Below are 23,302 nucleotides of genomic sequence, written 5' to 3' on the forward strand. Positions count from 1 at the left end.
TTTTAGTTGTTCAAACATGTGGGACCACCTCTGACCAGACCCACAATTAAAGGACCGAGTAAAGTTAAGAATACATTTGCAAGCGCATAAGTGATTGCAAACGGAACCGTAGGAATAGAGTTTCCAGCTTTATCTAATACCGCACCAAAGGCTGGATTTGCGCTACGCGCACCTGAGAGCGCACCTGCAAAGACGGCAACGTTATCGTACCGAAGGACATAACGTCCAAATAGCATACTCAGAATAAGAGGAACTAGTGTCACCACCACTCCAATAAGGAATAGAGAAAGTCCACTTTCTTTCACCGTTTGAATTGCCTGTAAACCAGACTGCAAGCCCACTGCTGCCACAAAGCCTGCCAAGCCTAGATCTTTTAACAGCTGAGAAGCAGCTAAAGGCATATTGCCGTGGATTTGATCACGACTCCGTATCCAGCCGAAGACTAAACCTGAAAGCAGTGCACCACCGCCTGCACCTAAAGTTAAAGGAATATCTCCAAGATGAACAACAATAAGACCGATCGCTAAACCAATGGCTAAACCCGCACCATGGAAAATCCAGTCAGTTTTAATGCTTTCTGGAATCGCCTGACCGCCCTCTTTCACGACTCGAGCTAGGTCACTTTGAGTACCATAGACAGTGACTACATCACCACGATGAAAAATAAAATCATCGGTAAGTTCAACAGGCTCTCCATTACGTTTAATACCTAAGATATAAATACCGTGCTTTAAATACGGTGGAGTATTTGATTTTAAATCGCCTAGTGTTCGGTTGATATATTTTGAATTCTTCAGGATGACATCGGTAGTCTCCATGATTAATTCCATACCTTCAGACGATTGCAACTCATGCCCGATACTATTTGCAATCTCAACCACACCATTACGACGACCCACCACCAAGACAACATCATCTTTTTGTAAAATCGTCTCAGGTGTAATATCGACCAAGCGGTCATTGCGTTTTAATTTTTCAATGGTCACGCTGTTAGTCTTAGATTCAATTTCTTCAACCGTTTTACCATTTGCTTGATCAACCTGATAAATACGACTGACAATCTCAGGCATCGCCATTTCTTGCCCTGGTACAAGTTCAACAGCACCTTTAAGCAATTCTGATTGCGCTTTGATGGCATCATCACGAATCTCACGCCCCATAAACTTGGGTAGTAGATTCACACAGACAATAATCGCGCCCAGTGAGCCAAAAACGTAGGTTACGGCATACCCAATCGCGACATTACTTTGTAATCTCTGAATTTCTTCCAATGGTAAATCCAGACGTGACAATGCGTCACCTGCCGTACCAATAATCGCAGATTGCGTCATTCCACCTGCCGCCAAACCTGCTGCCAAACCTTTATCCAGATGGAAGATTTTTGCCATGACCAAGACAGTGATCAGACCACAAATCGCCATAAATGCAGCAAGGAGAATTTCCTTGATTGAACTTGGCCCTAAAGATTTAAAAAACTGTGGACCACTTTCAAAACCAACTGCATAAATGAATAATGCAAATAAAATGGATTTGACACCATTATCAACTGAAACACCGATTAGACTCAGCACCACCGCTACAAGTAATGAGCCTGCGACACCACCTAATTGAAATTTTCCAACCTGAAATTTTCCAATCCAGAAACCAATTGAAATTGATAGAAACAGTAATATTTCAGGGCTATGTTTTAATATACTTTGTAGCCATTCCATTCTTTAGACCTCTCACTTTCTTTATTATTAAGTTCAAGAGTTATTTAATTTTATTTTAGGAAACTCCCGACCTAGGTTAGGAGAGCCTCAATTTCTATAATTTGTATTCATTTATAACATTAAAATTACTATATAATAATAGACTTCTTTCATAAGCTTCTTTTATTTCTTCCAAAATAGCAGAAAATAAAGAGGATCTAAACAATTATGAAAGAAGTCCAACTTATCAATCATTATGTATTAATCAGAACAACTAAATAATATATTTTTTTAATTATGCTTCTTAATTAATTATTTTAGATCAAAAGGTTTAAACAATAATATTAAGATCTACATCAATATTACCGCGTGTCGCATTCGAATATGGGCAGACGATATGTGCAGCATCGACCAATTTCTTCGCCTCTGCTTCATCCATACCTTCTAAATGAATATTTAACTTAGCTTCGATACTAAAACCTGTTGGAATCGGCCCAATACCCACTTCGCCTTCGATATAAGCATCCGCTGGTATCTTAATTTTATCTCTATGCGCAACAAATTTCATTGCACCCAAGAAACAGGCTGAATATCCTCCAGCAAATAATTGTTCAGGATTCGTAACGGCACCGCCCGCGCCTCCCATTTCTTTGGGAACACCCAATTTCACATTTAAAACACCGTCTGAAGAAACGACTTGACCATCTCGACCGCCAGTTGCTTTGGCTTGTGCACGATAAACAACTTTTTCAAGAGACATAATTGTTCCTAAATATACTTATAAAAGACAGTACTACTCTAAAACTAAAATACTTTATTTTCTTTACTTTGTGTTATATCAAGATATTCCTAATGTAAATATAAGTAATTATACGTAATCATCATCAAAACAAAAAAAAGAATACTTAAAATATTTTTTATTTTTTAAGTCATTATTTCATAAACTTTAAGTTTTAAAATGTGAACATACACACATAATCAACTCAGAGATGTTTATTGTTTTTGGATTTACTCCTATGTGAAATAGAATGTAAAACTAATCATTTATAAATTAATGCAGACCGATTAAGATACAAAACCACAACACCCCACAAATATAAATACAATCCACCATCATTTATATACATAATTATTCATACTAGAACTTTACTCTAAGAGAGCAACAAGTCTTTATGATGAACAACAAGCCCTAATATAATTATTTATTTTACTAATAACGAACGTTACTACAGGAAACATAACATGAGCCATAATATTCTACTCGTTACTTGGGATACATCTTCAAAAGCCTATGAAGCCTATAGTCAGGTTAAGAATCAAATCACAGGCAATATTAATCAATTGGCCGTCATCGAACGGCAAGATGACGGTAAAATATCAATTAATGACGGTTATAGCTACACCGCTGGCGACAATACAGTCGGCGGCAGTCTTATTGGGACTCTCATTGGTATTTTAGGTGGTCCTTTAGGGATGCTCCTTGGGTTTTCTACGGGTGCATTGATTGGTTCTCTGGCAGATCTGGATGATGCTGATACTGATGAAGCTGTTTTAGCTGAAATTTCTAAATATCTTCCTATTGGTTCAACTGGATTAATTATTGATATCGAGGAACAAGATGAAAATGCAACTGATACGCTGCTTCGTAATCTTGGAGCGACGGTTTATCGCTGGAATTATGAAGTTGTAGAAGCTGAAGTAGAAGCTTCAATCGAAGCTTGGGAACACGCCAATAAAGAAGCCAATAAAGTCTTAAAGGAACAAAGAAAAGAAGAAAACAAGCAAAAACGTCAACAAAAATGGGCTGATTTTAAAGCCAAATTTAAAAAATAATTGATAAACCTATCATTATAATAAAAAATTCATCTCACTAGACGGCAGGAAAATCAACTCTTATGATTTTCTTGCTTTTTTTTTACCAATTCAGCATTCTTGTCACTAAAATATAAAAGCATTTATTCAGGCGGTTTATGTCTCATTCCCATCATGATCAACCTCATTTTATCCAACGGACAGGTTGGCTGCGTGCCTCAGTGTTGGGTGCCAATGATGGCATTATTTCCGTCACAAGTTTAGTGATGGGAATGGCAGCCAGTGGTGCAAATACCCATACTTTATTGATTGCTTGTCTGGCTGGCTTAATTTCAGGCGCTACTTCAATGGCTGCGGGTGAATATGTTTCTGTGCAGTCACAAAAAGATATTGAACACGCCGACCTTAAATTTGAAGCAACTTTACTCGAACAACATCCACATTTAGAATTAGAAGAGTTGACGACCATTTATATTCATCGTGGTTTAACACCGGAGCTCGCAAAAGAAGTGGCGATTCAACTTACACAAAAAGATGCCTTAGAAGCACATGCGCGTGATGAAATTGGCATCATCGAACAAACAGCAGCTCGTCCAGTGCAAGCGGCCTTGTCTTCTGCCCTTTCTTTTTCACTTGGCGCATTATGTCCGATGCTGGCTATTTTATTTAGCCCCAGCGCTTATACGGCTCAGGTCGTTTTGGTTACAGGTATTATTTCCTTGATGATTTTAGGTGCGCTTTCCAGTTATTTTGCAGGGACTTCACTTTGGAAAGGTAGTTTACGCATTACAGTTTGGGGCATTCTGGCGATGGCTTTTTCAAGCTGGATTGGTTCTTTATTTCATGTAAATCCAATGTAACCAGTATGTTAAAGATAAATTTTTGAGACCTAACATTCATGGCGAACATTCAATTCTGGTTTGATTTTGCAAGTACATATTCCTATCTTTCGGCTATGCAAATTCGACAGTTAAAAGATCAATATCCATTTAGCCTTCACCCATTTTTGTTAGGTGGTATTTTTCACAAACAAGGACTCAATGATTCTCCATTCAATATTTATCCATTGAAGGGCGAATACATGTGGCGTGATATGCAACGTATTTGTGAAAAGCTTGAAATTGGATTCAATCGCCCTGAGATTTTCCCACAAAATGGTTTATTGGCCGCTCGAATTGTCTGTCAATATGCGCAGGCTGACTGGATTTTTGACTTTATTTGCGAAGTTTATCAAGCTAATTTTGTATATGGACAAAATATTAGCCAAACTGAAACAATTGAAAGTATTTTAAAAAAATTACAGTTGGACAGTCAAAGTATTATCGAAATGTCTACAACAGAGCCTGCAAAACAAGCTTTAAAGTACAATGGATTACACGCAGAACAATTACGTATTTTTGGTGCGCCGTCATTTATTGTGAATGGTGAGCTGTTTTGGGGAAATGATCGTTTACAGGATGCTTTAGACTGGTCGAAACGTATCGTATAGATTACAGGATTTTTTCATTCATATAGCGCCAATAACGTCTCGGCACATATTGAATATGCAATTTGATATTGTTGCGTGCCTCAATATTGACGCTTTTAAAATAATCTTTCCAAAGCTGGTCGTATAAGGCTTCGTTTTCATCTAGTTCTAAACTAAAATCCTGACTAAAGCCATTTTCAATATTTTTATCCAGTGTCGAGGCATCCAGTTCGACCTGATGAATCTGATCTAAATCATAATAAATACCGAAATGGCGTTTTTCATCATAAATCAGCCATTTTTGATCCTGATAACGTGCTTTAAAATGTTTTTCAATCAGCGGCAGCACATTAAAATCTGGACGTACCAGACTGATAAATAAGCCTTCTTGTGTTTTCTTAAATCTTACAAAAGCTTCCATACGGTGCTTTTCACGACCCACTTGTTTGGTCCATTGTGATACGCCAAGCACATCGGCATGACCATAATTTTTTTCAATTGAAAATGGATTTTGAAATACATAAATGGCGAAATTAAACAAATGCTGAAAGGCAATTAATTGTTCAGATAAAAACGTATAATGAAAACGCTTTATCCCTTCTGAAGAAAGTTTCTGAGTCAAACCCTTCCAAACACGCTGTGCTTGCTGCTCATGACTTGCAACTACAACACTTTCAGCAAACAGTGAATCCTGCACCTGATGCTCTAATGCCAATTGCACTTCAAATTGCTTAAATTGAAATGCTCTGAAAATACAGCTTAATAGTCCAGTCAGACTGCCATCGAACTGATAAATGATCATTTTAGAATTATCGTATTTACCATCGTATTAAAAACCAAAACCGAGTTGCGGTGAAATCTGTTTGGTATATTTGGACTGCCCTGATTGTAAAATTTGCTGGCGTACTTGATGCGGTTGTAAATCACGTTGAAACTGTGGAGTATCCACGCAACGAATAAAATGCTGTGCACGGCTATACGCCACCCCCATACGTTTCAACTGATCAATTCGCAAAGCCCCAAAACGACGTGCCTGTACAATTTTTTGGGCTGATTTCACCCCAATTCCCGGAATGCGCAAAATCATTTTGTAATCAGCTCGGTTTAGATCAACAGGAAATTGTTCTGGATTACGCAGCGCCCAACTCAGTTTTGGGTCGATATCCAGATCTAGATTGGGATGTTGCGGATTGACAATTTCATCGGCAGCAAAGCCATAAAAACGCATCAGCCAATCAGACTGATAGAGTCGATTTTCGCGTAGCAATGGTGGTGCTGATCCAATTGCAGGCAAAGCTTTTTCTTGTTCATTGATTGGAATGTAACCTGAATAATAAACGCGTTTCAGTTTAAATTCCTTATAATGCTGATCCGCCATCATCATCACATCATAATCAGTTTCACTGGCTGCTCCCACCACCATTTGTGTGGTTTGCCCTGCTGGCACAAATTTAGGGACAGTTCGAATCAGTTTTCGTTCATCCTTAAACTGAATTAAGCGATCACGTACAATGCCTAAATCCTTTTGTACTTCAGCATGTGTTTTTTCAGGTGCAAAACGTTTTAATCCTGCTTCTGTCGGCATTTCCAGATTAATACTCATGCGGTCAGCATAGAGTCCAGCTTCAGTGATCAGTTCTGGTGAAGCACCTGGAATAGTTTTGAGATGAATATAACCATTAAAATTTTCTTCTAAACGCAGCTTCTTCACTACCTGTAACATACGCTCCATGGTATGGTCGGCGGATTTAAAAATACCGGAACTTAAAAATAAGCCCTCAATATAATTACGGCGATAAAAATTAATGGTCAGATCAACCACTTCCTGCACGGTAAATGCAGCACGTTGAATGTCATTGGAACGACGTGAAACACAATAAGCGCAGTCAAAAATACAGACATTGCTAAATAAAATTTTAAGCAATGACACACAGCGACCATCTTCAGTATAAGAGTGACAAATGCCTGAGCCGGTATTGCCCAATCCCTTATCTTTATTTTTCCGATTGCTGCCACTGGATGAGCAAGATACATCATATTTGGCAGCATCGGCTAAAATCTGTAGTTTTTCGCGGATACGATCAGACATGAACATCCACCTTATAATTCACATTCGTTTATTATAAAAAATCAACGCTGATCAGGGGATTTGTATTCATTTTAAACGACATGAGATGTCGCTTAAAATGTAACGGATAAGTCTTAATCATTCAATATCAAAATAATAAATGTGTCTCATGCTGCTGATGTTCAACAGTCATTTCGTGTTCATCTTTTAGATTGACACCCGAAAAATCCAGTTGTAGGGATTTTTTCATTAAAGCAATTAAGCGCTGTGTTGCAATCAATATGGGAAGTCCCGCTGGACGTACATTTGAAATGCAATTGCGCATCGCATCATGACAACCTAAATGGGCATCATAAGTATAATAGATCCCTAGACTATCGGGCGAACTGAGACCCGGACGCTCTCCAATCAGCATCACTAACATTTTAGCATTCAAAATCTGGGCGACTTCATCGCCTAATGCAACGCGACTGCCCTGTGCGATGATCAAAGGCGCAACTGACCATTTCAGTGCTTTAAACTCAGCTATTAGATGTTCAATCAAAATGGGCGCATTCTCATCGATGGCTCTTGCAGATAAACCATCTCCAATGACGATGACAACATCATATTTATTGGGATTTTGGGCTTGATAGTGTTGTAATTCCTGACGTGAATTTTCACTTAAACTTCGCCCCAAATCTGGACGTTTAAGATAAGTTTCTTTATCTACAGCACAACTCTGAATCAGCAGTAATTGATGATTTAAATGTGATAACTTTCTTTTAAATAATTCGATATCTAATGCCTGTAAAACAGCATCTTTGGCTTGCGCATGTGCCAGTTGGAACTCAAGTAATGGCTTGGTTGGCACACTACAACCTACACGTCCCAGTGCTATTCGTGCATCAGTAAAATTTTTAAGCTTGCTCCAGACATCTTCATGTAATGACTGTGGGTATTGAGTATCTTTCATCAAGTTCACGACAACCTCCATTTAAGACATCAGCAAACGTGAAAATTTTTCAGGCATTTGTTCTGCCCAGTGAATATGATGCTGCGATTGTTTGAAAATGCCTTGTTGCTCCAGCCATGCCGCAAACTCAGGTGCGGGCTCTAGCCCTAATAATTGACGTACATACAGCGCATCATGAAATGACGTGGTCTGATAATTCAACATCACATCATCTGAACCAGGAATTCCCATAATAAAATTAATTCCTGCATTACCTAATAAGGTCAGTAAAATATCCATATCGTCCTGATCAGCATCGGCATGATTGGTATAGCAAATATCACAGCCCATCGGCACACCCAATAATTTGCCACAAAAATGATCTTCCAAACCTGCTCGGATAATTTGCTTGCCATTGTAAAGGTATTCAGGCCCAATGAAGCCAACTACAGTATTGACCAGTAGCGGCTTATACTTTCGGGCAACGGCATAAGCACGGGCTTCAATGGTCTGCTGATCGACCCCAAAATGGGCATTACTGGATAAAGCACTGCCCTGACCTGTTTCAAAGTACATGACATTTTGCCCCAAAGTTCCACGTTTTAAACTTAATGCCGCCTCATAACCTTCCTGTAAAACAGACAGAGAAATACCAAAGGCATCATTGGCCTGTTGCGTTCCTGCAATGGACTGAAACATTAAATCAATCGGCACACCTCGATTTGCCAGTTCAATCCCCGAAGTGACATGAGTTAAAACACAAGACTGTGTTGGAATTTCATAATGCTGAATCACATGATCCAGTAATTTCAACAGCTCAGATAAATTCTGTAAATTATCGGTGGCAGGGTTAATCCCAATCACCGCATCGCCATTACCATACATTAAACCATCCAGAATACTGGCCGAGATTCCAAGCAGATCATCGGTGGGATGATTCGGTTGTAAACGAGTGGATAAATGTCCCTCCAGACCGATGGTATTTCGAAATTGGGTAATGACCTGACATTTTTTCGCAACCAAAATCAAATCTTGGTTACGCATGATCTTACTCACCGCAGCGACCATTTCAGGCGTGAGTCCAGTTGCCAATTCAGTCAGTTTTTCAGTGGTGGCATCCGCAGAAAGTAACCAATTTCGAAAATCACCTACGGTAAAATGCGAAATTGGATAAAATGCCAAAGCATCATGTTCATCAATAATTAAACGCGTGATTTCATCCTGTTCATAGGCTGTCACCGTTTCATTCAAAAAATGTTTGAGCGGTAAATCGGCTAAAGCCATTTGTGCTGCGACACGTTCCGTTGCATCCTTTGCCGCCACACCAGCCAGTTGATCTCCCGAGCGTTCAGGTGTTGCTTTTGCCAATAATGTTTTTAAGTCCTTAAACACATATCGCTGTTGGGCAACGATGATTTCAAATGACATGACAATTCCCCTAGCGCAAATCTTCTTCAGCCGATTTAATATTGGCAAATTCCTCTTCAGGCGTACCTGTCACTAAATGATGCCGACTATAAAACATAAAATATAAAATAAACGCCACATAAATCGCTGCTGCCATCAACCAGACTTTAGGATCCACTAAAAAGCCTGCCACGACTGCAATCGCCGATAAAATTAGTGCAATCGAAGCAGTCACAATGCCACCCGGAGCTTTATAAGGACGAGGCAAATTTGGACGTGAAATTTTGAGTTTGATATAAGACAACATCATCAACACATAAGAGAGCGTTGCACCAAAAACAGCCATTAAAATAAGTAAATCCCCCTCCCCAGATAACGATAATAAAAAGCCAATAATGCCAGGAATAATAATCGCCCAATGTGGAGTTTTATTTTTATTGGTCAGCGATAACTTTTTAGGTAAATAACCTGCACGAGACAATGCGAAGATTTGTCGTGAATAGGCATAAATAATTGAAAAGAAACTTGCAATGAGTCCAGCTAAACCAACAAAATTTACAAAACTGGCCAACCATGTATTTTTGCCATAAACAGCTACCAACGCATCCACCAATGGTGCACCAGAGGCTTTTAATTGATCCGCACCTGCTGCACCCGCCCCTAAAAATAAAATAAGCAAGGCAAAAGCAGCTAAAATCAACATGGAACCAATCAAACCGCGTGGTAAGGATTTCGCTGGATCTTTGGCCTCTTCTGCTGCTAAAGGCACTCCTTCAACGGCCAAAAAGAACCAGATAGCATATGGCACCGCCGCCCAGATCCCGATATAGCCCATGGGTAAAAAATTACTTGCTCCCGCATGATCTGTGACCGCAATATTAAATAAATTGGCGCTATTAAAATGTGGAATCATCGCAATAATAAAGACAAACAATGCAACACAAGCAACGGCGGTAATGACAAACATGATTTTTAGGGCTTCACCTGCACCTTTTAAATGAATCCCCATAAAAATCAGATAACAAACTAAATAAACGATCCATCCGCCAATACCAAATAAGGACTGGCAATATGCACCGATAAATACAGCAATCGCAGCGGGTGCAATCGCATATTCAATCAAAATGGCCGTCCCTGTCAGATAACCTCCCAATGGCCCAAAGGCTGTGCGGGCAAAACTATAACCGCCTCCCGCCGTAGGTAGCATGGTTGACATTTCCGACATGGCAAGACACATACATAAATACATGATGGCGACGACCACAGTGGCAATAAACATACCTCCCCAGCCACCTTGCGCGAGACCAAAATTCCAACCCGCAAAATCCCCAGAAATGACATAAGCCACACCGAGTCCAACCAGAAGTATCCAGCCAACTGCGCCTTGTTTTAGCTGCCTTTGGGCAAAATATTCATGATGGCTTTTATGTTCATCTTGAGACGAAGCAATATCACTTGCAATGGATTTGGTTTCTGACATGAGCTTTCTCTCATTTTTCATTTTTATGAGAAGAAACAAGCATAATTCATACCAGATATTTGGAATTTAAACGTCTAAGGCATGTAAAGTGACAAAGTTCACCATTAAAATATGGGCTAGATCCACAAAAATCAGAAGCAATTCATCAAGCTCATCATTTAATAAAAAAATACTGAACATGATTTGCTTCTTTTGAACAATTCAGGCTATGGTGAGTAAAACATCTGGATCATAAGAATATGTCAATATTACAGCAGCTTGGAATTAAACACCCGATTCTGTTAGCTCCGATGGCAGGTGTATCAACACCTGAACTAGCAGCCGAAGTCTCCAACAGTGGTGGCTTAGGTTCTTTGGGTCTTGGAGCAAATAATGTCAGTTCGGCTAGAGAACAAATACTTAAAACCCAAGCCCTTACAGATGCGCCATTTCAAGTGAATTTCTTTTGCCATCAACCTCAAATTTTAAATGAGCAGGAAGCTCAACGTTGGATCGAGTATTTAACCCCAGAATTTGAACGTTTTCATGTACAACCGCCGCGAACCTTGCAATGTATTTACCCAAGCTTTTTGGACCATGATGACTTTTTAAATTTGATATTGGAAACACAACCCAAAGCGGTCAGTTTTCATTTTGGAATTCCACATCCTCATCAAATACAGGCTTTAAAACAAGCAGGAATCATCACATTGGTTTCTGCAACTAATCTGGCTGAAGCTAAAGCGATTGAGGCAGCTGGAATTGATATCATTATTGCACAAGGTATCGAAGCGGGTGGGCATCGTGGAATATTCAATGCCGATCTAGATGGTGCTGTAAAAACAGCGGATCTGGTACAACTGATGACTCAGCATTGTGATACACCTGTGATTGCGGCAGGCGGGATTATGAATGGTCGTCAAGCCAAAAAAATCATCAGCTTAGGTGCACAAGCCGTTCAACTCGGCACCGCTTTTGTGCAATGTAAAACTTCAAATGCCAATGCAGCTTATCGTCAGGCACTTTTAAATCAGCCCCTTACCCAAATCACATCCAGTATTTCTGGTCGACCTGCGCGCGGCATTATTAATCACTGGCATACTCAGGTTGACCATCCACAACGCCCAACTGTAGCGGCTTACCCTTATGCTTATGATCTGGCTAAACAACTACATGCTATCGCAACTCAGGCAGGTGATTCTGGCTATGGTGCGTTTTGGGCAGGCAGTAATGTCGCACAAATTCGTGAAATGGAAGCACGAGATTTAATCAATCAATTGATTTTAGAAATGAGTGAATAAGCTGAATAGATGCAGATTTCTTTTATAATTTTTTTACTTCTCACTTCAGGAGAAAAATAAAGAGGAGCTAAACAATGATGAAAGAAAAGCGATAAAAGACATCTATTCAGTATCTAAAAATGATGCATGCTTTTCTACCAGCATATAGACCAAATCAAGCTCAGGACACTCATAACCCAATCCCGTTAAGGCTGCGGTAATCTGCCCTCGATGCTGGGTCGCATGTTTAAACACATGTAATAACGTCGCTGCATAAGGTAAACACTTTGCTTCACCACTTGCCGTTTGATAACTGAACTGACTGTTCAAATTTTCTTGATCTAACTGCTCAAGAAAAGTGATCCAGTTTTTAGCTCTTGACTCTAATTCTATAAATAATTGCACAGGATCCTGTTCAACAATAGCATTCAGTGTCATTTTGGGAGAAATAGACTGGGCAAACCGCGCGTACCAAAGTAAATGTTCACCGACCAAAAGATGATTCAATGTTCCCAAAATGCTGCCAAAAAATAAACCGGCATCACAATGCAGTTCATCATCAGATAATGGCTTCAAGCTATTCAATAATCGCTGCGTTGCCCAGACATTATATTCAGCTAAAAGCAGTAGACTTTCCTTACTGATTTTATAAATATCCGTCATGGCTGCTTATCCTTAATTGATCACCAATAAATCGACCTGTTCCACTTGGACATCACTCATGATATGTCCTTGATCCAATAATTGATTAAAATAAGCTTCCACGACTTGAGCCTGTTGATGGGTCGTTTCAACTTGATACATATTTTGGCGAAACTCATTACTTGAACGTAAGCCTTTGGTGTACCAAGCAATATGTTTACGTGCGATGCGACAGCCTGAATATTCGCCATAAAACTGATACAGCTCATCCAGATGCCCCAGCAACACCTGTTTCACTTCAGCGATACTGGGTGCAGCCAAATGTTCACCTGTTTTCAAATAATGGGCAATTTCCCGAAAAATCCACGGACGGCCCTGCGCTGCACGCCCAATCATGATCGCATCAGCACCCGTATAATCCAGCACAAATTTAGCCTTTTCTGGACCATCAATATCGCCATTAGCAATTACAGGAATATTTAGAAGTTGCTTTACTTCCTTAATCAAATCATAACGCGCGGTATTTAAATACATATCTTCACGAGTTCGACCATGTAAGGCCAATGCTGCTATGCCTGCTTGTTCGGCACGTTGCGCAACTCGTAGAATATTTTCATGACCATTTAAAAAACCTAGTCGAGTTTTTAAGGTCACAGGAACATCCACTGCAGCAACCACGCTATCTAAAATACGTGCCACCAGATCTTCATCCTGTAACAAGGCTGAGCCTGCCAGCTTATTGCAGACTTTTTTAGCAGGACAACCCATATTAATGTCCACGATTTGGGCACCATTTTCGACTTGATAACGTGCCGCTTCAGCCAGTTGCTCAGGGTCAGAACCTGCAATTTGTGCCGAAATAGGCGCAAGCTCACCATCAAAATTAGCACGATATAAACTTTTTTTCGTCATACGCAGTGTTTTGTCGGCGGTCATCATTTCACTGACCGCATGCCCTGCTCCAAAATATTTGCATAGCGAACGAAATGGACGGTCAGTGACTCCGGCCATTGGGGCAACGATTAAATTATTTGACAGTTGATAGGAGCCAATATACATAATATTCATGCTTTTTTTGATCAACATAGTATACTGCATCTGTCTTTTTTGCTCATCTTTTTATCAAGGTGCCCTGCTTGCATGAATAGCCCAATTAAATCTGGTTTTTATTTAAAATCATTGAGCACAATTACGTTGAGTCTTGCATTAGTTGGATGCGGTGATGGTAATTGGTGGTCTCAAAAAGATGAGCCAGAATTTAAAGCAGAACAGATTAAACGTGTGATTCCGACACGCGTAAATGGTCGTGAATCTTGGGCCAATGATATTGACGACATTATGGAAAAATTAGGCATTCCAAAAACCAAAGAAAATGTATGCAGTATTGTCGCCGTGGTCGATCAAGAATCTAATTTTGTGGCTGATCCCGTGGTACCTGGCTTGGGTGCGAAAGCGGTTAAAGAAGTTAATACACGTTTAAATGAAAAATTTGAAGAAAAGCTAGGGACTACGATTGGTGGTCAAGTTGCGGGTTATTTTGAGGACGTACTCAAAAACCAACCCTCTCCAGATAATAATTATATGAGCCAAATGCGTAAAGTCCGTACAGAACGCGATCTGGATTTACTTTATCGCCAGATTTTTGATTTTATGGCGAGTCATTACCATGTCAGTGCCCTAACAGGTGCAGCCAAACTGGTGGGTCAGGATATTGGCGAAAAGATGAATCCGATTACTACGCTGGGTTCCATGCAGGTGCTGATTACTTATGCTCAGGATCATAAGCGTTCACGCATGAATACCAATGAATTACGTGACGATTTATATACACAATATGGTGGCTTGTATTATGGAATACATCGTTTAATGATGTATCCTGCCGATTATAATAAATCGATTTATCGATTTGCTGATTATAATTCAGGCATGTATTCAAGTCGTAACGCGGCTTTTCAAAGTATGCTCAATGATTTAACACCGAAAGAACTGGATCTGGATGGTGATTTATTGCTTTATAATAAAGATGGCAGTCCTCGTGCGGTTCTTAGCCAATCTGAGAAAGAACTTATCTCTGTCTTTGCGCAAAATAATGTACTGGTGACACCACGTCAAATTCGTTCAGATCTAAAAAAAGAGAAAGAGAAATCTTTTGAAAATACTCAAACCTATATTGCAGTGAAAAAACTATACAAAACAAAGACAGGCAAAGAACCTATTTATGCCATCATGCCACAAGTCATTATTTCTGGGCCTAAATTAAGCCGAGATTACAATACCAACTGGTTTGCCTCCCGCGTCAATGGAAGATATGAAACATGTATGCAACGAGCGAAAAGAATAAGACTATAAATCTCGCCCTGTTTGATTTTGACGGAACACTCTGTACGAAAGATAGTTTCACTGGCTTTATTTTTTATACTTTGTCTAAAAGACATATCATGCGTAAAGGCCTGAGAATTCTTCCATGGATTCAGGCTTATTATTTAAAACTTTATCCCGCTGATGCTATGCGCGCCAAGCTTTTTAGTACGATGTTTAAAGGAAATTCAGCAAAACAACTACAGCAACTGGGTCAAGAATACGCGCAAACTTTAGTGAAAAATCTGGACACTCAGCTATTTCAACGCCTATTACAACATCAGGCGCAAGGCGATAAAGTGGTACTGGTTTCTGCTTCAATCGATTTGTATCTGAAACCAGTGTGTGAACTCCTCAATATCGATCTGATCTGTACACAAGTTGAAATCCATAATGGATTCATTACAGGTCAATATTCTACACCCGACTGTAGTTCTGAGCAGAAAAAGATTCGGGTTCATGAGGCTTATCATCTCAATGATTACGCGCATGTTTATGCGTATGGCAATAGCTATGAAGATTTACAGATGTTTAGTCTGGCAGATAGCTGCTATATGGTCGGAGAAGATCAACAGTTACCTCGATTAGCAGATGTAAAAAAACTCGCCTAAGCGAGTTGTTTTATTTTTAAAATTTAGTAAATCGCCATGTGGTTACGATGGATCATTTCCAGTGAACGCGCTTCACCTAGCACTTGATAGACTTTGTCCGAAGCCAATCCTTTAATAATATCAGCAGATTGTGAGCTAAAATTGACTCGCCCGACGGCAATACGTTTACCCGATTTGTCTACACATTCCACCACATCACCACGATCAAAATGTCCTTCGACCGCTTTCACACCCACAGGTAATAAACTGCGATGACGCTCCTTAATCGCCTCCACAGCACCATCATCAATAATTAAACGACCTGCGGTTTGTAAATGTGCTGCCAACCATTGCTGATGCGCGGTCATACGGTCTTTATCGGTACTAAATAAAGTTCCGAGCATTTCACCTGCCATCAAACGTGATAAAACACGATCGCTTTCACCACTGGCGATCAGCGTTGGACAGCCTGATTTAGCAGCAAGACGTGCTGCACGGACTTTAGTGACCATTCCGCCACGACCAAGCACTCCACCACCGCCTGCCATTTCAAACAAACTGTCATCTAAAGCACGGACTTCAGTTAGGAGCTTGGCATCTGGATTACTGCGTGGATCGGAATCAAACATGCCTTGTTGATCGGTCAGAATAATTAATAAATCTGCATGCACTTGCCCTGCCACCATGGCTGCCAAGGTATCGTTATCACCAAAACGAATTTCATCGGTGGATACCGTATCATTTTCATTAATGACAGGAATCACACGCCAGTCAATCAGATTTTGCAGAGCATCACAAGAGTTCAAGTAACGACGGCGATCGGCAAGATCATCATGTGTCAAAAGCACTTGTGCAGTCTGAATATGATGCTTTTCAAGTACACTTGACCAAGTGTGGATCAAGCCCATTTGACCAATAGCCGCACAGGCTTGCAGGCTGGGTAGATCGGTGGGTCGGCTGGTCAGTTTCATGCGTACCATCCCTTCAGCTACAGCACCAGACGAAACCAAAATAATTTCGTGTCCAGCAGTGTGTAGATCAGCAATTTGCATTGCCCAATGCGAGATTGCATCTAAATCTAAACCTTGCCCGTTTGCTGTGAGTAGCGATGATCCGATTTTAACAACGATTCGTTTACACGCATTGAGCTGACGTTGCCCATCCACCACTTCTATCATGTTTTCCTCAAATTATTTCCCCCTTGCGAAGCAGAGACGAGTGCTTCTCAGGGAGAATTAAAGGTTTTTTAAAAAGCCAAATTGCGAACTCTAGTCACGTACATAAATACTTTCGACATCGTTATCATCATCTTCGTCATCGAAGTCATCATCATCTTCACCAGCCAGTAAGCCTTCCAGACGTTGTGCACGGCGCATAGCACGATATGCTTCTTTGGCTGCGATGGTTTGTTCTCGCGTTTCAGCTTCAAGCTGCTCACGGAATGCTTTCACTTCTGCTGCGTATTCTGGATCTTCAACTTCACGTTCGCGTTGTTGTTCAATCTGATCCATGAGGTAATACACCACAGGTTTAGTGCCTTCCTCTAACAAACCAGAAGTCTTAAACACTGGTCCTGTCCATTGCAATTCATCAATGATGTGTTGACACCATTCATCACGGCTGTCTTCATCCAATTGATCCAGTTTGTTTAAAACCAATACAATCGGCAGTTTCGCCAAGGTCGGAGAGAATTTTTCCAGTTCCGCCACAATCGCTCTAGCATTATGCGCAGGATCTGAACCATCAATCGGTTGCACATCTACGATATGTAATAAAATACGAGTACGCGCCAAATGTTTCAGGAAGCGAATTCCGAGCCCTGCACCTTCTGCTGCACCTTCAATCAAACCTGGAATATCTGCCATCACAAATGAGCGATGACGATCGGCATCAACCACACCCAGATTTGGCACCATCGTGGTAAACGGATAATCCGCAACTTTCGGTTTCGCCGCACTGACTGCACGGATAAAAGTAGATTTACCCGCATTTGGCATACCGAGCAAACCAACATCTGCCAATACTTTGAGCTCTAAACGAATTTCACGAAATTCGCCTTTGACACCTGTAGTAAATTTACGCGGTGCACGGTTGGTTGATGATTTAAAATGAGTATTTCCCAAACCACCATCGCCACCATGAGCAACTAAAACACGCTGACCGTCTTTGACCAAATCGCCAATAATATCGCCTGAGTCAGTATCAACAATGGTTGTTCCCACAGGAACTTTTAAAATAACATCTTCACCGCCACGACCTGAGCAGTTCGCACCTGAACCATTTTTTCCACGTTCTGCACGGAATTTACGCGTATAACGATAGTCCACCAGTGTACTGGTATCATCATCCGCTTGGATATACACGCTACCACCACGACCACCGTCGCCGCCATCTGGCCCACCAAACGGTACAAATTTTTCACGGCGAAAACTGGCTACGCCATTGCCACCGTCGCCAGCATCTACGGTAATGACTGCTTCATCAACAAAGCGCATGTGCCAATCCTCTGAAATCTCTAAAAACCGCCTATTCTGCCATATTTTACTAAAATTCTCGAATAGAAAATGCAGACAAACTCTGAGTTTGCTAAAAAAACACTAAGCTTGAATAAAAACCAAGACCTAAAAAATGAAAATTGAGACTGATTTTTAGGGATGAATATTCTTTAATGGTAACTGCATCTGCATATCCAGATTTGCCTGAGTCGTTTGTACGGAGTTATACATAATGGCATTAAAAGTCGCAATCTTACGCAGGGTCATTGGATCATTAATATTCAAAGTCGGTTTGAACTGGTGTTGTACATTTAAATGTACTGGTTCATTAAACTCAAAATAGACAGGCCCACTAAATGAAATTTTAACAGGCAAGGTATAATTGCGTTTTAGCTGAAAAGGGATATCCAGTTGAATCGGAATATCTAACTTTAAAGGAAACTTGGGTAATAATTTATTTTGATAAATCAGATCTGTTGTGGTTTCAAGCGGCATCGTTTCATCAACTTTCAACATCGTAGAATAATCGATATTGACAGTGATTGGCGTTTCTACTTCAAAACTTAAATCCGCCAAATATTTACCACGTAACGGTAAATCTAACTGACGATTGATATCAATCGTCGTATCTAGTTTACCTACCGATCGAGTTTGCAGATAATTTCCGACATAGATTTTGGTCGGAAGTGATTCTGGTAAATGAATCTGGGCATGATGAGAAGAGACTGAAACAGAGGCCTGAATATTCAAATACAACCAGAATAAAACCGCGACCAACATCACGATACTAATAAAAATCAATAAAGTCCGTTTAACAGAAGCAAAAATCCACATTGATTACCGTTCCTTATGCTGCACAGCAACAGAATCCTTGTTCTGTGGCGCAGGCTGTAAATCGCCAGCCTTTTGAATCCGGACACTCGATAATGGAATTTTTAACTCGCCCTGTCTGATTTTAATCGGCAAAGTATTTTGCACATCTACCGAAGCAGCTAAAGCTGTTTCAATGGGAACATTCAAATGCCCATTAATTGGAATATTGGTTTTAAGCGTCGTATCCAGTGGAATATTTAAATTTTCTTTTAAAACTGTACGTACAGGGGCATCAAATTTAAGATGCACATTTTGCTCAAGCGGAACTTGTATATCAATCGGTACATCCAGTTTGATTGGAATCGTTCCTTTCAAAGGTAAAGTAATATCTTTACCCAAAACTTTGACCTGAACTTTAGTGTCGATGGGTAAATCCTGATTCACTTTTAAGGTTTCTTTGACTGGAATCGAAGTTTTAATTGGAACTTGGTTATCGAAATAAACACGTGGAGTCAATGTCTGAGTTAAAGGGATATTCAGATCTTCACGAATGGGAATAGAGGCATTGACTCTCCCCGTCACATCCACATCCAAAGCATCCTGAATTTTAACTTTGGCCTGTAAAGGTTCTTGTAAATCAATATCAACAGCTTGATTTTTCAATGGGATATAAATATTAAAGTTTTTAAATACCCATATAGCAATAGCAACACCAATCAGAGCTGCCAATACAATAAATGCCAATGCACCCAACGCTTGTCTGAATTGCAACGATCTATCCTTAATCTGTTTTTCCTTCGTGAATAGTGTTCACATAATTTGTAAAATATTCAGCTTTGGTTTTGTATCTTATGTAAAAAAGCTCAGTCGAAACTGAGCTTTTGGAAATCTTGATCAGAAAAATGCTTAAGCATCGGTTCCAGCAGGAACTTTTGGATAGCTTACGCCACACATTTGCTCAGCGATACGTAATACCTGACAGCTATAACCGACTTCATTGTCATACCAAACATAAGCAGTTAAACGGTTACCCGAAGTAATCGTTGCCTGAGCATCAAATACGCCCGCAGTACGTGAACCAATAAAGTCGCTTGAAACCACTTCAGTTGAGTTGGTATAACCAATTTGACCTTGTAGATTCGAGTTAATTGAAATCTGACGAATATATTCATTCACTTCGTCACGATCTACTTCTTTATCTAAAGTCAAATTCAAGATCGCAAGTGAAACGTTTGGTGTTGGTACACGAACCGAGTTACCTGTTAATTTACCTTTAAGCTGTGGCAATGCTTTCGCAACCGCTTTCGCTGCACCAGTTTCAGTAATCACCATATTCAAGGTTGCCGCACGACCACGACGATCCGCTTTATGATAGTTATCAATCAAGTTTTGGTCATTGGTAAATGAATGAACAGTTTCAACGTGACCATTTAACACGTGATATTTCTCATCCAATACTTTTAGGATTGGTGTAATTGCATTGGTAGTACAGCTTGCAGCAGAAATAATCTTGTCTTCATCCAAGATATCTGCGTTATTTACACCGTATACGACGTTCTTCATTTCGCCTTTACTTGGTGCAGTCAACACGACACGTGCAATACCCGCACATTTCAAGTGTTGGCTTAGACCTTCAGCATCGCGCCATTTACCCGTATTATCAATCAGAAGCGCATTGTTAATACCATACTGGGTATAATCCACTTCACTTGGACTAGATGCATAGATGACTTTGATGTAGTTACCGTTTGCGATGATCGCTTCGTTTTCTTCATCAACAGCAATGGTTCCTGCGAAAGTACCGTGAATTGAGTCACGACGTAACAAAGACGCACGTTTTGCCAAATCACCATCAGAAGATTTGCGTACTACGATTGCTTTAAGGCTTAAACCGCGACCCAAGCCAGATTGACTGATGATTAAACGCGCCAAGATACGACCGATACGACCAAAACCGTACAACACGACATCTTTAGGTTGTTCAGAAGTTGCATTACCTTTAATTGACTCAACAGCTTGAGCAACAAAAGCATCGATATCGCCGCCTTTTTCTTTATATTCAACAGCAAGTTTACCAATATCCACTTCAGCAGAACCGATATTCTCAATTTTAGCCAATGCTTCTAAAATTGGGAAAGTATTAACAACAGAAAGCTCAACATCAACCACGCGAGTACGACGATGCGTTTTTAAAATCTGAATCACAGAGCGGTTAATTAAAGAACGACCGTAAACAGAAACGACAATATTTTTTTCACGGTATAACTGACCGATTAACGCGATCATATGTTCCGCAATTTCTTCGCGGTTTTCCCAGCGACCTTGGTGTTCCGCGTGTAGGGCGATGATAGTGTCTTTGCTCACAAATACGTCCTCTAATGAATAATTTTAGGCGTGAATTTCAAAACCCCATAATTGTAAAGGAATTATCATCAAGATTGAATCAAAAGCTGTGAATGTCGATGATATTTTCAGTGATATTCACTATAAATTTATAAAATACTTATAATTTTTTATTTTAATTTTTACATTATTTTTCTAAAAGTGAGTCAAAATTTAAATTTCGTCGTATTTTTTTTGATCATATCAAATGTTACTCAAGTCTAAAGTGTTGAAATTTGATTAAAATTATCTCAAATCTCCTCGTTTAAGCGTTTTTGATAATGCGCAACATTTCGCTCAAGTGCTCGTTTATTTTTATGTTGTTGATAAAGGTGCCAACTTCCCTCTATCACTAACAATGACACCGCACACCAAATGGGAATGTAAGTGTACCATTCTTGAGGACTAATTTTTTCACCCAATGCCAAAGAAGCCAATGCCAATAAAATAGGCTCTAAATAGCTAAGCAGACCAAATAAAATCATCGGTAAAAAACGGCTTGCTAAAATATAACTCCCCAAACCCACTGCGCTTAATAAGCCTAGTCCAAGCACAACCAACCACATGAACGGTTGCTGTTGTATCGCCAGACTTCCCGTTCCACTTTGAATAAAGTACACAGCAATAGGCAAGATAATGACAATATCCCACCAAAAACCACCAAGATTATCCGTACCCATTTTTTTACGCAATAAAAAATAAGCCGAGTAACCAAAAGCAACCAGTGCCGTTTCCCAAGCAATAGACCCTAAACGAAAAATTTCGTGACTAACGCCTATAACCGCAAGAATTACAGCAGCGATTTGAAATTTAGACAGTTTTTCGCCATAAAATAAGCTACCGCTCAATACCAGAACCAACGGCAATAAAAAATATCCCAGTGAAACCTGTAAACCTCGTCCATTCATAGGTCCCCATAAAAATAACCAAAGCTGAACTGAAGTCAGCAACGAAGATAGGATCACCAATAAAAGGAAAGCTGGATTTGCAAGCACTCGTTGATAAATGCTTTTAATATGCGGCAAATCCCCCAACAACCACATCAGCAGCGTTAAAAAAGGCAAGGTTGCCAACATGCGCCAACCAAAGGTTTGTTCGCTGTCCAGACCTTTTAATAACTGGGTATAAAAATACAATACACCAAAGGTCACCGATGCGATAACCGACAATATTATGCCCTTAAACATCCTGACCTCTTATATTAACGCGCGAAAAATATCTAAAATATCAAACGATTAAAAAACAAAAAAACCATGCATTCGCATGGCTTGATCTTATCATCATAACCATTATTTTAGAGTATGTTGAGGGCGAATAATATCATTCAGGTCATAACCTAAAGATTTTGCATAACTCAAATACTCATTCAATACATCTTCAGACAGTTCAGGCGTTCTGGATAGTACCCATAAGTATTTACGGGAAGGTTCTCCGACCAATACAGTTTGATAATTTTCATCAAGTTTAAGAATCCAATAATCTCCCCGCGCCACAGGAACCCAACGTATTGCTTCAGGCAAAAAGCTGACTTTTAATTTGGTATTAAAAGGAGGATTTTCGACAAAAGCCTCACCAACCGATTGTTTAAGCACACCATCTTTGCTGTAACAACGATTATCAACAGTCACGTTGCCATTTTCATTCAAGGTGTAAGTTGCGGTAATGTCCTTGGCACATTGTTTCTCAAAATACATTGGTTTACGTGCAATTTCGTACCAGACACCCAAGTATTTGTCTAACTCAACCCGCTCTACCGTTGGCAATGGCTTACTTTGCGCATAAGCAACCGTTGCAACCGCTAAACCTGTTAATACAATCCCGCCCACTGCAATTTTAGTCAGTGTCCAACTGGCTTTTGGGAGATTCTGTTTTAATGACATTTGTATTCCCCTGCTCATTGCCT

22 protein-coding genes are annotated in these 23,302 nt (G+C 40.0%); 6 read left to right on the plus strand and 16 right to left on the minus strand.

Features of this window, described 5'->3' with window-relative positions; translation table 11 throughout:
• Positions 1–2: 2 nt before the first annotated feature.
• Together aspT and F944_RS03390 are read right to left on the minus strand one after the other, a co-directional pair.
• Positions 3–1,712: an aspartate-alanine antiporter gene (gene aspT, locus F944_RS03385; RefSeq protein ID WP_004986927.1), complete on the minus strand. Its 1,710-nt coding sequence runs from the start codon at positions 1,710–1,712 to the stop codon at positions 3–5.
• 310 nt (positions 1,713–2,022) lie between these two features.
• Complete coding sequence (locus F944_RS03390; RefSeq protein WP_004986929.1) at positions 2,023–2,451, minus strand: organic hydroperoxide resistance protein; 429 nt, start codon at positions 2,449–2,451, stop codon at positions 2,023–2,025.
• A 482-nt stretch (positions 2,452–2,933) separates the two neighbouring features.
• Between F944_RS03390 and F944_RS03395 the strand changes: the two genes are divergently transcribed.
• The 3 genes from F944_RS03395 to F944_RS03405 all read left to right on the plus strand — a co-directional run bounded on the left by F944_RS03395 (position 2,934) and on the right by F944_RS03405 (position 4,992).
• On the plus strand, positions 2,934–3,524 hold the full coding sequence (locus tag F944_RS03395; protein ID WP_004986931.1) for a DUF1269 domain-containing protein: 591 nt from the start codon (positions 2,934–2,936) through the stop codon (positions 3,522–3,524).
• A 137-nt stretch (positions 3,525–3,661) separates the two neighbouring features.
• The gene (locus F944_RS03400) at positions 3,662–4,363 is read left to right on the plus strand and encodes a VIT1/CCC1 transporter family protein (protein WP_004986934.1); all 702 of its coding nucleotides are present in this window, start codon (positions 3,662–3,664) and stop codon (positions 4,361–4,363) included.
• Positions 4,364–4,401: 38 nt separating this feature from the next.
• Positions 4,402–4,992, plus strand: a complete 591-nt coding sequence (locus tag F944_RS03405; protein WP_004986940.1) for a 2-hydroxychromene-2-carboxylate isomerase — start codon at positions 4,402–4,404, stop codon at positions 4,990–4,992.
• A gap of 1 nt (position 4,993) precedes the next feature.
• On the opposite strand, the gene F944_RS03410 is transcribed toward F944_RS03405, so the two are convergent.
• From F944_RS03410 to eat, 5 genes are all read right to left on the minus strand, one after another.
• Entirely contained in the window at positions 4,994–5,773 is a 780-nt protein-coding gene (locus F944_RS03410) for a TIGR03915 family putative DNA repair protein (RefSeq protein WP_004986942.1), read from the minus strand.
• Positions 5,774–5,800: 27 nt separating this feature from the next.
• On the minus strand, positions 5,801–7,060 hold the full coding sequence (locus F944_RS03415; RefSeq protein WP_004986945.1) for a putative DNA modification/repair radical SAM protein: 1,260 nt from the start codon (positions 7,058–7,060) through the stop codon (positions 5,801–5,803).
• 127 nt (positions 7,061–7,187) lie between these two features.
• On the minus strand, positions 7,188–8,003 hold the full coding sequence (eutC, locus tag F944_RS03420) for an ethanolamine ammonia-lyase subunit EutC (protein WP_004986947.1): 816 nt from the start codon (positions 8,001–8,003) through the stop codon (positions 7,188–7,190).
• 12 nt (positions 8,004–8,015) lie between these two features.
• Positions 8,016–9,401, minus strand: a complete 1,386-nt coding sequence (locus F944_RS03425) for an ethanolamine ammonia-lyase subunit EutB (RefSeq protein ID WP_004986949.1) — start codon at positions 9,399–9,401, stop codon at positions 8,016–8,018.
• A 10-nt stretch (positions 9,402–9,411) separates the two neighbouring features.
• Positions 9,412–10,860 carry an ethanolamine permease gene (eat, locus tag F944_RS03430; protein ID WP_004986951.1) on the minus strand — a complete coding sequence of 483 codons (1,449 nt, stop codon included), beginning with the start codon at positions 10,858–10,860 and terminating at the stop codon, positions 9,412–9,414.
• Positions 10,861–11,099: 239 nt separating this feature from the next.
• Here eat and F944_RS03435 point away from each other — a divergent pair, with 239 nt between their 5' ends.
• The gene (locus F944_RS03435; protein WP_004986954.1) at positions 11,100–12,140 is read left to right on the plus strand and encodes an NAD(P)H-dependent flavin oxidoreductase; all 1,041 of its coding nucleotides are present in this window, start codon (positions 11,100–11,102) and stop codon (positions 12,138–12,140) included.
• A gap of 102 nt (positions 12,141–12,242) precedes the next feature.
• On the opposite strand, the gene F944_RS03440 is transcribed toward F944_RS03435, so the two are convergent.
• Together F944_RS03440 and dusB are read right to left on the minus strand one after the other, a co-directional pair.
• Entirely contained in the window at positions 12,243–12,782 is a 540-nt protein-coding gene (locus F944_RS03440) for a DinB family protein (protein WP_004986956.1), read from the minus strand.
• Positions 12,783–12,794: 12 nt separating this feature from the next.
• Positions 12,795–13,820, minus strand: coding sequence for a tRNA dihydrouridine synthase DusB (dusB, locus tag F944_RS03445; protein WP_010588982.1), 1,026 nt, complete (start codon positions 13,818–13,820; stop codon positions 12,795–12,797).
• 81 nt (positions 13,821–13,901) lie between these two features.
• Between dusB and F944_RS03450 the strand changes: the two genes are divergently transcribed.
• Together F944_RS03450 and F944_RS03455 are read left to right on the plus strand one after the other, a co-directional pair.
• Complete coding sequence (locus tag F944_RS03450; RefSeq protein WP_004986960.1) at positions 13,902–15,110, plus strand: DUF1615 domain-containing protein; 1,209 nt, start codon at positions 13,902–13,904, stop codon at positions 15,108–15,110.
• A complete protein-coding gene (locus F944_RS03455) occupies positions 15,077–15,730 on the plus strand; it encodes an HAD-IB family hydrolase (protein WP_004986961.1) in 654 nt (217 codons plus the stop codon). Before F944_RS03450 ends, F944_RS03455 begins: the two co-directional genes overlap by 34 nt.
• 23 nt (positions 15,731–15,753) lie before the next feature.
• Here the strand turns inward: F944_RS03455 and proB are convergent, their stop codons facing one another.
• The 7 genes from proB to F944_RS03490 all read right to left on the minus strand — a co-directional run bounded on the left by proB (position 15,754) and on the right by F944_RS03490 (position 23,279).
• On the minus strand, positions 15,754–16,887 hold the full coding sequence (gene proB / locus F944_RS03460) for a glutamate 5-kinase (RefSeq protein ID WP_004986962.1): 1,134 nt from the start codon (positions 16,885–16,887) through the stop codon (positions 15,754–15,756).
• A gap of 90 nt (positions 16,888–16,977) precedes the next feature.
• Complete coding sequence (gene cgtA, locus F944_RS03465; RefSeq protein ID WP_004986963.1) at positions 16,978–18,204, minus strand: Obg family GTPase CgtA; 1,227 nt, start codon at positions 18,202–18,204, stop codon at positions 16,978–16,980.
• A 153-nt stretch (positions 18,205–18,357) separates the two neighbouring features.
• Positions 18,358–19,032: a hypothetical protein gene (locus F944_RS03470; protein WP_026039989.1), complete on the minus strand. Its 675-nt coding sequence runs from the start codon at positions 19,030–19,032 to the stop codon at positions 18,358–18,360.
• 9 nt (positions 19,033–19,041) lie between these two features.
• Positions 19,042–19,788 (minus strand): hypothetical protein, encoded by a 747-nt coding sequence (locus F944_RS03475; protein WP_004986965.1) that lies wholly within the window; start codon positions 19,786–19,788, stop codon positions 19,042–19,044.
• A 135-nt stretch (positions 19,789–19,923) separates the two neighbouring features.
• Positions 19,924–21,381, minus strand: coding sequence for a glyceraldehyde-3-phosphate dehydrogenase (locus F944_RS03480; protein WP_004986966.1), 1,458 nt, complete (start codon positions 21,379–21,381; stop codon positions 19,924–19,926).
• Positions 21,382–21,650: 269 nt separating this feature from the next.
• Positions 21,651–22,586, minus strand: a complete 936-nt coding sequence (rarD, locus tag F944_RS03485) for an EamA family transporter RarD (protein ID WP_004986973.1) — start codon at positions 22,584–22,586, stop codon at positions 21,651–21,653.
• Between the two features lie 102 nt (positions 22,587–22,688).
• Positions 22,689–23,279: a lipocalin family protein gene (locus F944_RS03490; protein WP_004986974.1), complete on the minus strand. Its 591-nt coding sequence runs from the start codon at positions 23,277–23,279 to the stop codon at positions 22,689–22,691.
• Positions 23,280–23,302: the final 23 nt, after the last annotated feature.

The organism is Acinetobacter ursingii DSM 16037 = CIP 107286, from assembly GCF_000368825.1.
GTDB classification, from domain to species: Bacteria; Pseudomonadota; Gammaproteobacteria; order Pseudomonadales; family Moraxellaceae; genus Acinetobacter; species Acinetobacter ursingii.

Coding starts and splice junctions, on each gene's coding strand:
- aspT (WP_004986927.1), bottom strand. CDS start 1,712: ATGGAATGGCTACAAAGTATATTAAAACATAGCCCTGAAATATTACTG.
- F944_RS03390 (WP_004986929.1), bottom strand. CDS start 2,451: ATGTCTCTTGAAAAAGTTGTTTATCGTGCACAAGCCAAAGCAACTGGC.
- F944_RS03395 (WP_004986931.1), top strand. CDS start 2,934: ATGAGCCATAATATTCTACTCGTTACTTGGGATACATCTTCAAAAGCC.
- F944_RS03400 (WP_004986934.1), top strand. CDS start 3,662: ATGTCTCATTCCCATCATGATCAACCTCATTTTATCCAACGGACAGGT.
- F944_RS03405 (WP_004986940.1), top strand. CDS start 4,402: ATGGCGAACATTCAATTCTGGTTTGATTTTGCAAGTACATATTCCTAT.
- F944_RS03410 (WP_004986942.1), bottom strand. CDS start 5,773: ATGATCATTTATCAGTTCGATGGCAGTCTGACTGGACTATTAAGCTGT.
- F944_RS03415 (WP_004986945.1), bottom strand. CDS start 7,060: ATGTCTGATCGTATCCGCGAAAAACTACAGATTTTAGCCGATGCTGCC.
- F944_RS03425 (WP_004986949.1), bottom strand. CDS start 9,401: ATGTCATTTGAAATCATCGTTGCCCAACAGCGATATGTGTTTAAGGAC.
- eat (WP_004986951.1), bottom strand. CDS start 10,860: ATGTCAGAAACCAAATCCATTGCAAGTGATATTGCTTCGTCTCAAGAT.
- F944_RS03435 (WP_004986954.1), top strand. CDS start 11,100: ATGTCAATATTACAGCAGCTTGGAATTAAACACCCGATTCTGTTAGCT.
- F944_RS03440 (WP_004986956.1), bottom strand. CDS start 12,782: ATGACGGATATTTATAAAATCAGTAAGGAAAGTCTACTGCTTTTAGCT.
- dusB (WP_010588982.1), bottom strand. CDS start 13,820: ATGTATATTGGCTCCTATCAACTGTCAAATAATTTAATCGTTGCCCCA.
- F944_RS03450 (WP_004986960.1), top strand. CDS start 13,902: ATGAATAGCCCAATTAAATCTGGTTTTTATTTAAAATCATTGAGCACA.
- F944_RS03455 (WP_004986961.1), top strand. CDS start 15,077: ATGTATGCAACGAGCGAAAAGAATAAGACTATAAATCTCGCCCTGTTT.
- proB (WP_004986962.1), bottom strand. CDS start 16,887: ATGATAGAAGTGGTGGATGGGCAACGTCAGCTCAATGCGTGTAAACGA.
- cgtA (WP_004986963.1), bottom strand. CDS start 18,204: ATGCGCTTTGTTGATGAAGCAGTCATTACCGTAGATGCTGGCGACGGT.
- rarD (WP_004986973.1), bottom strand. CDS start 22,586: ATGTTTAAGGGCATAATATTGTCGGTTATCGCATCGGTGACCTTTGGT.
- F944_RS03490 (WP_004986974.1), bottom strand. CDS start 23,279: ATGTCATTAAAACAGAATCTCCCAAAAGCCAGTTGGACACTGACTAAA.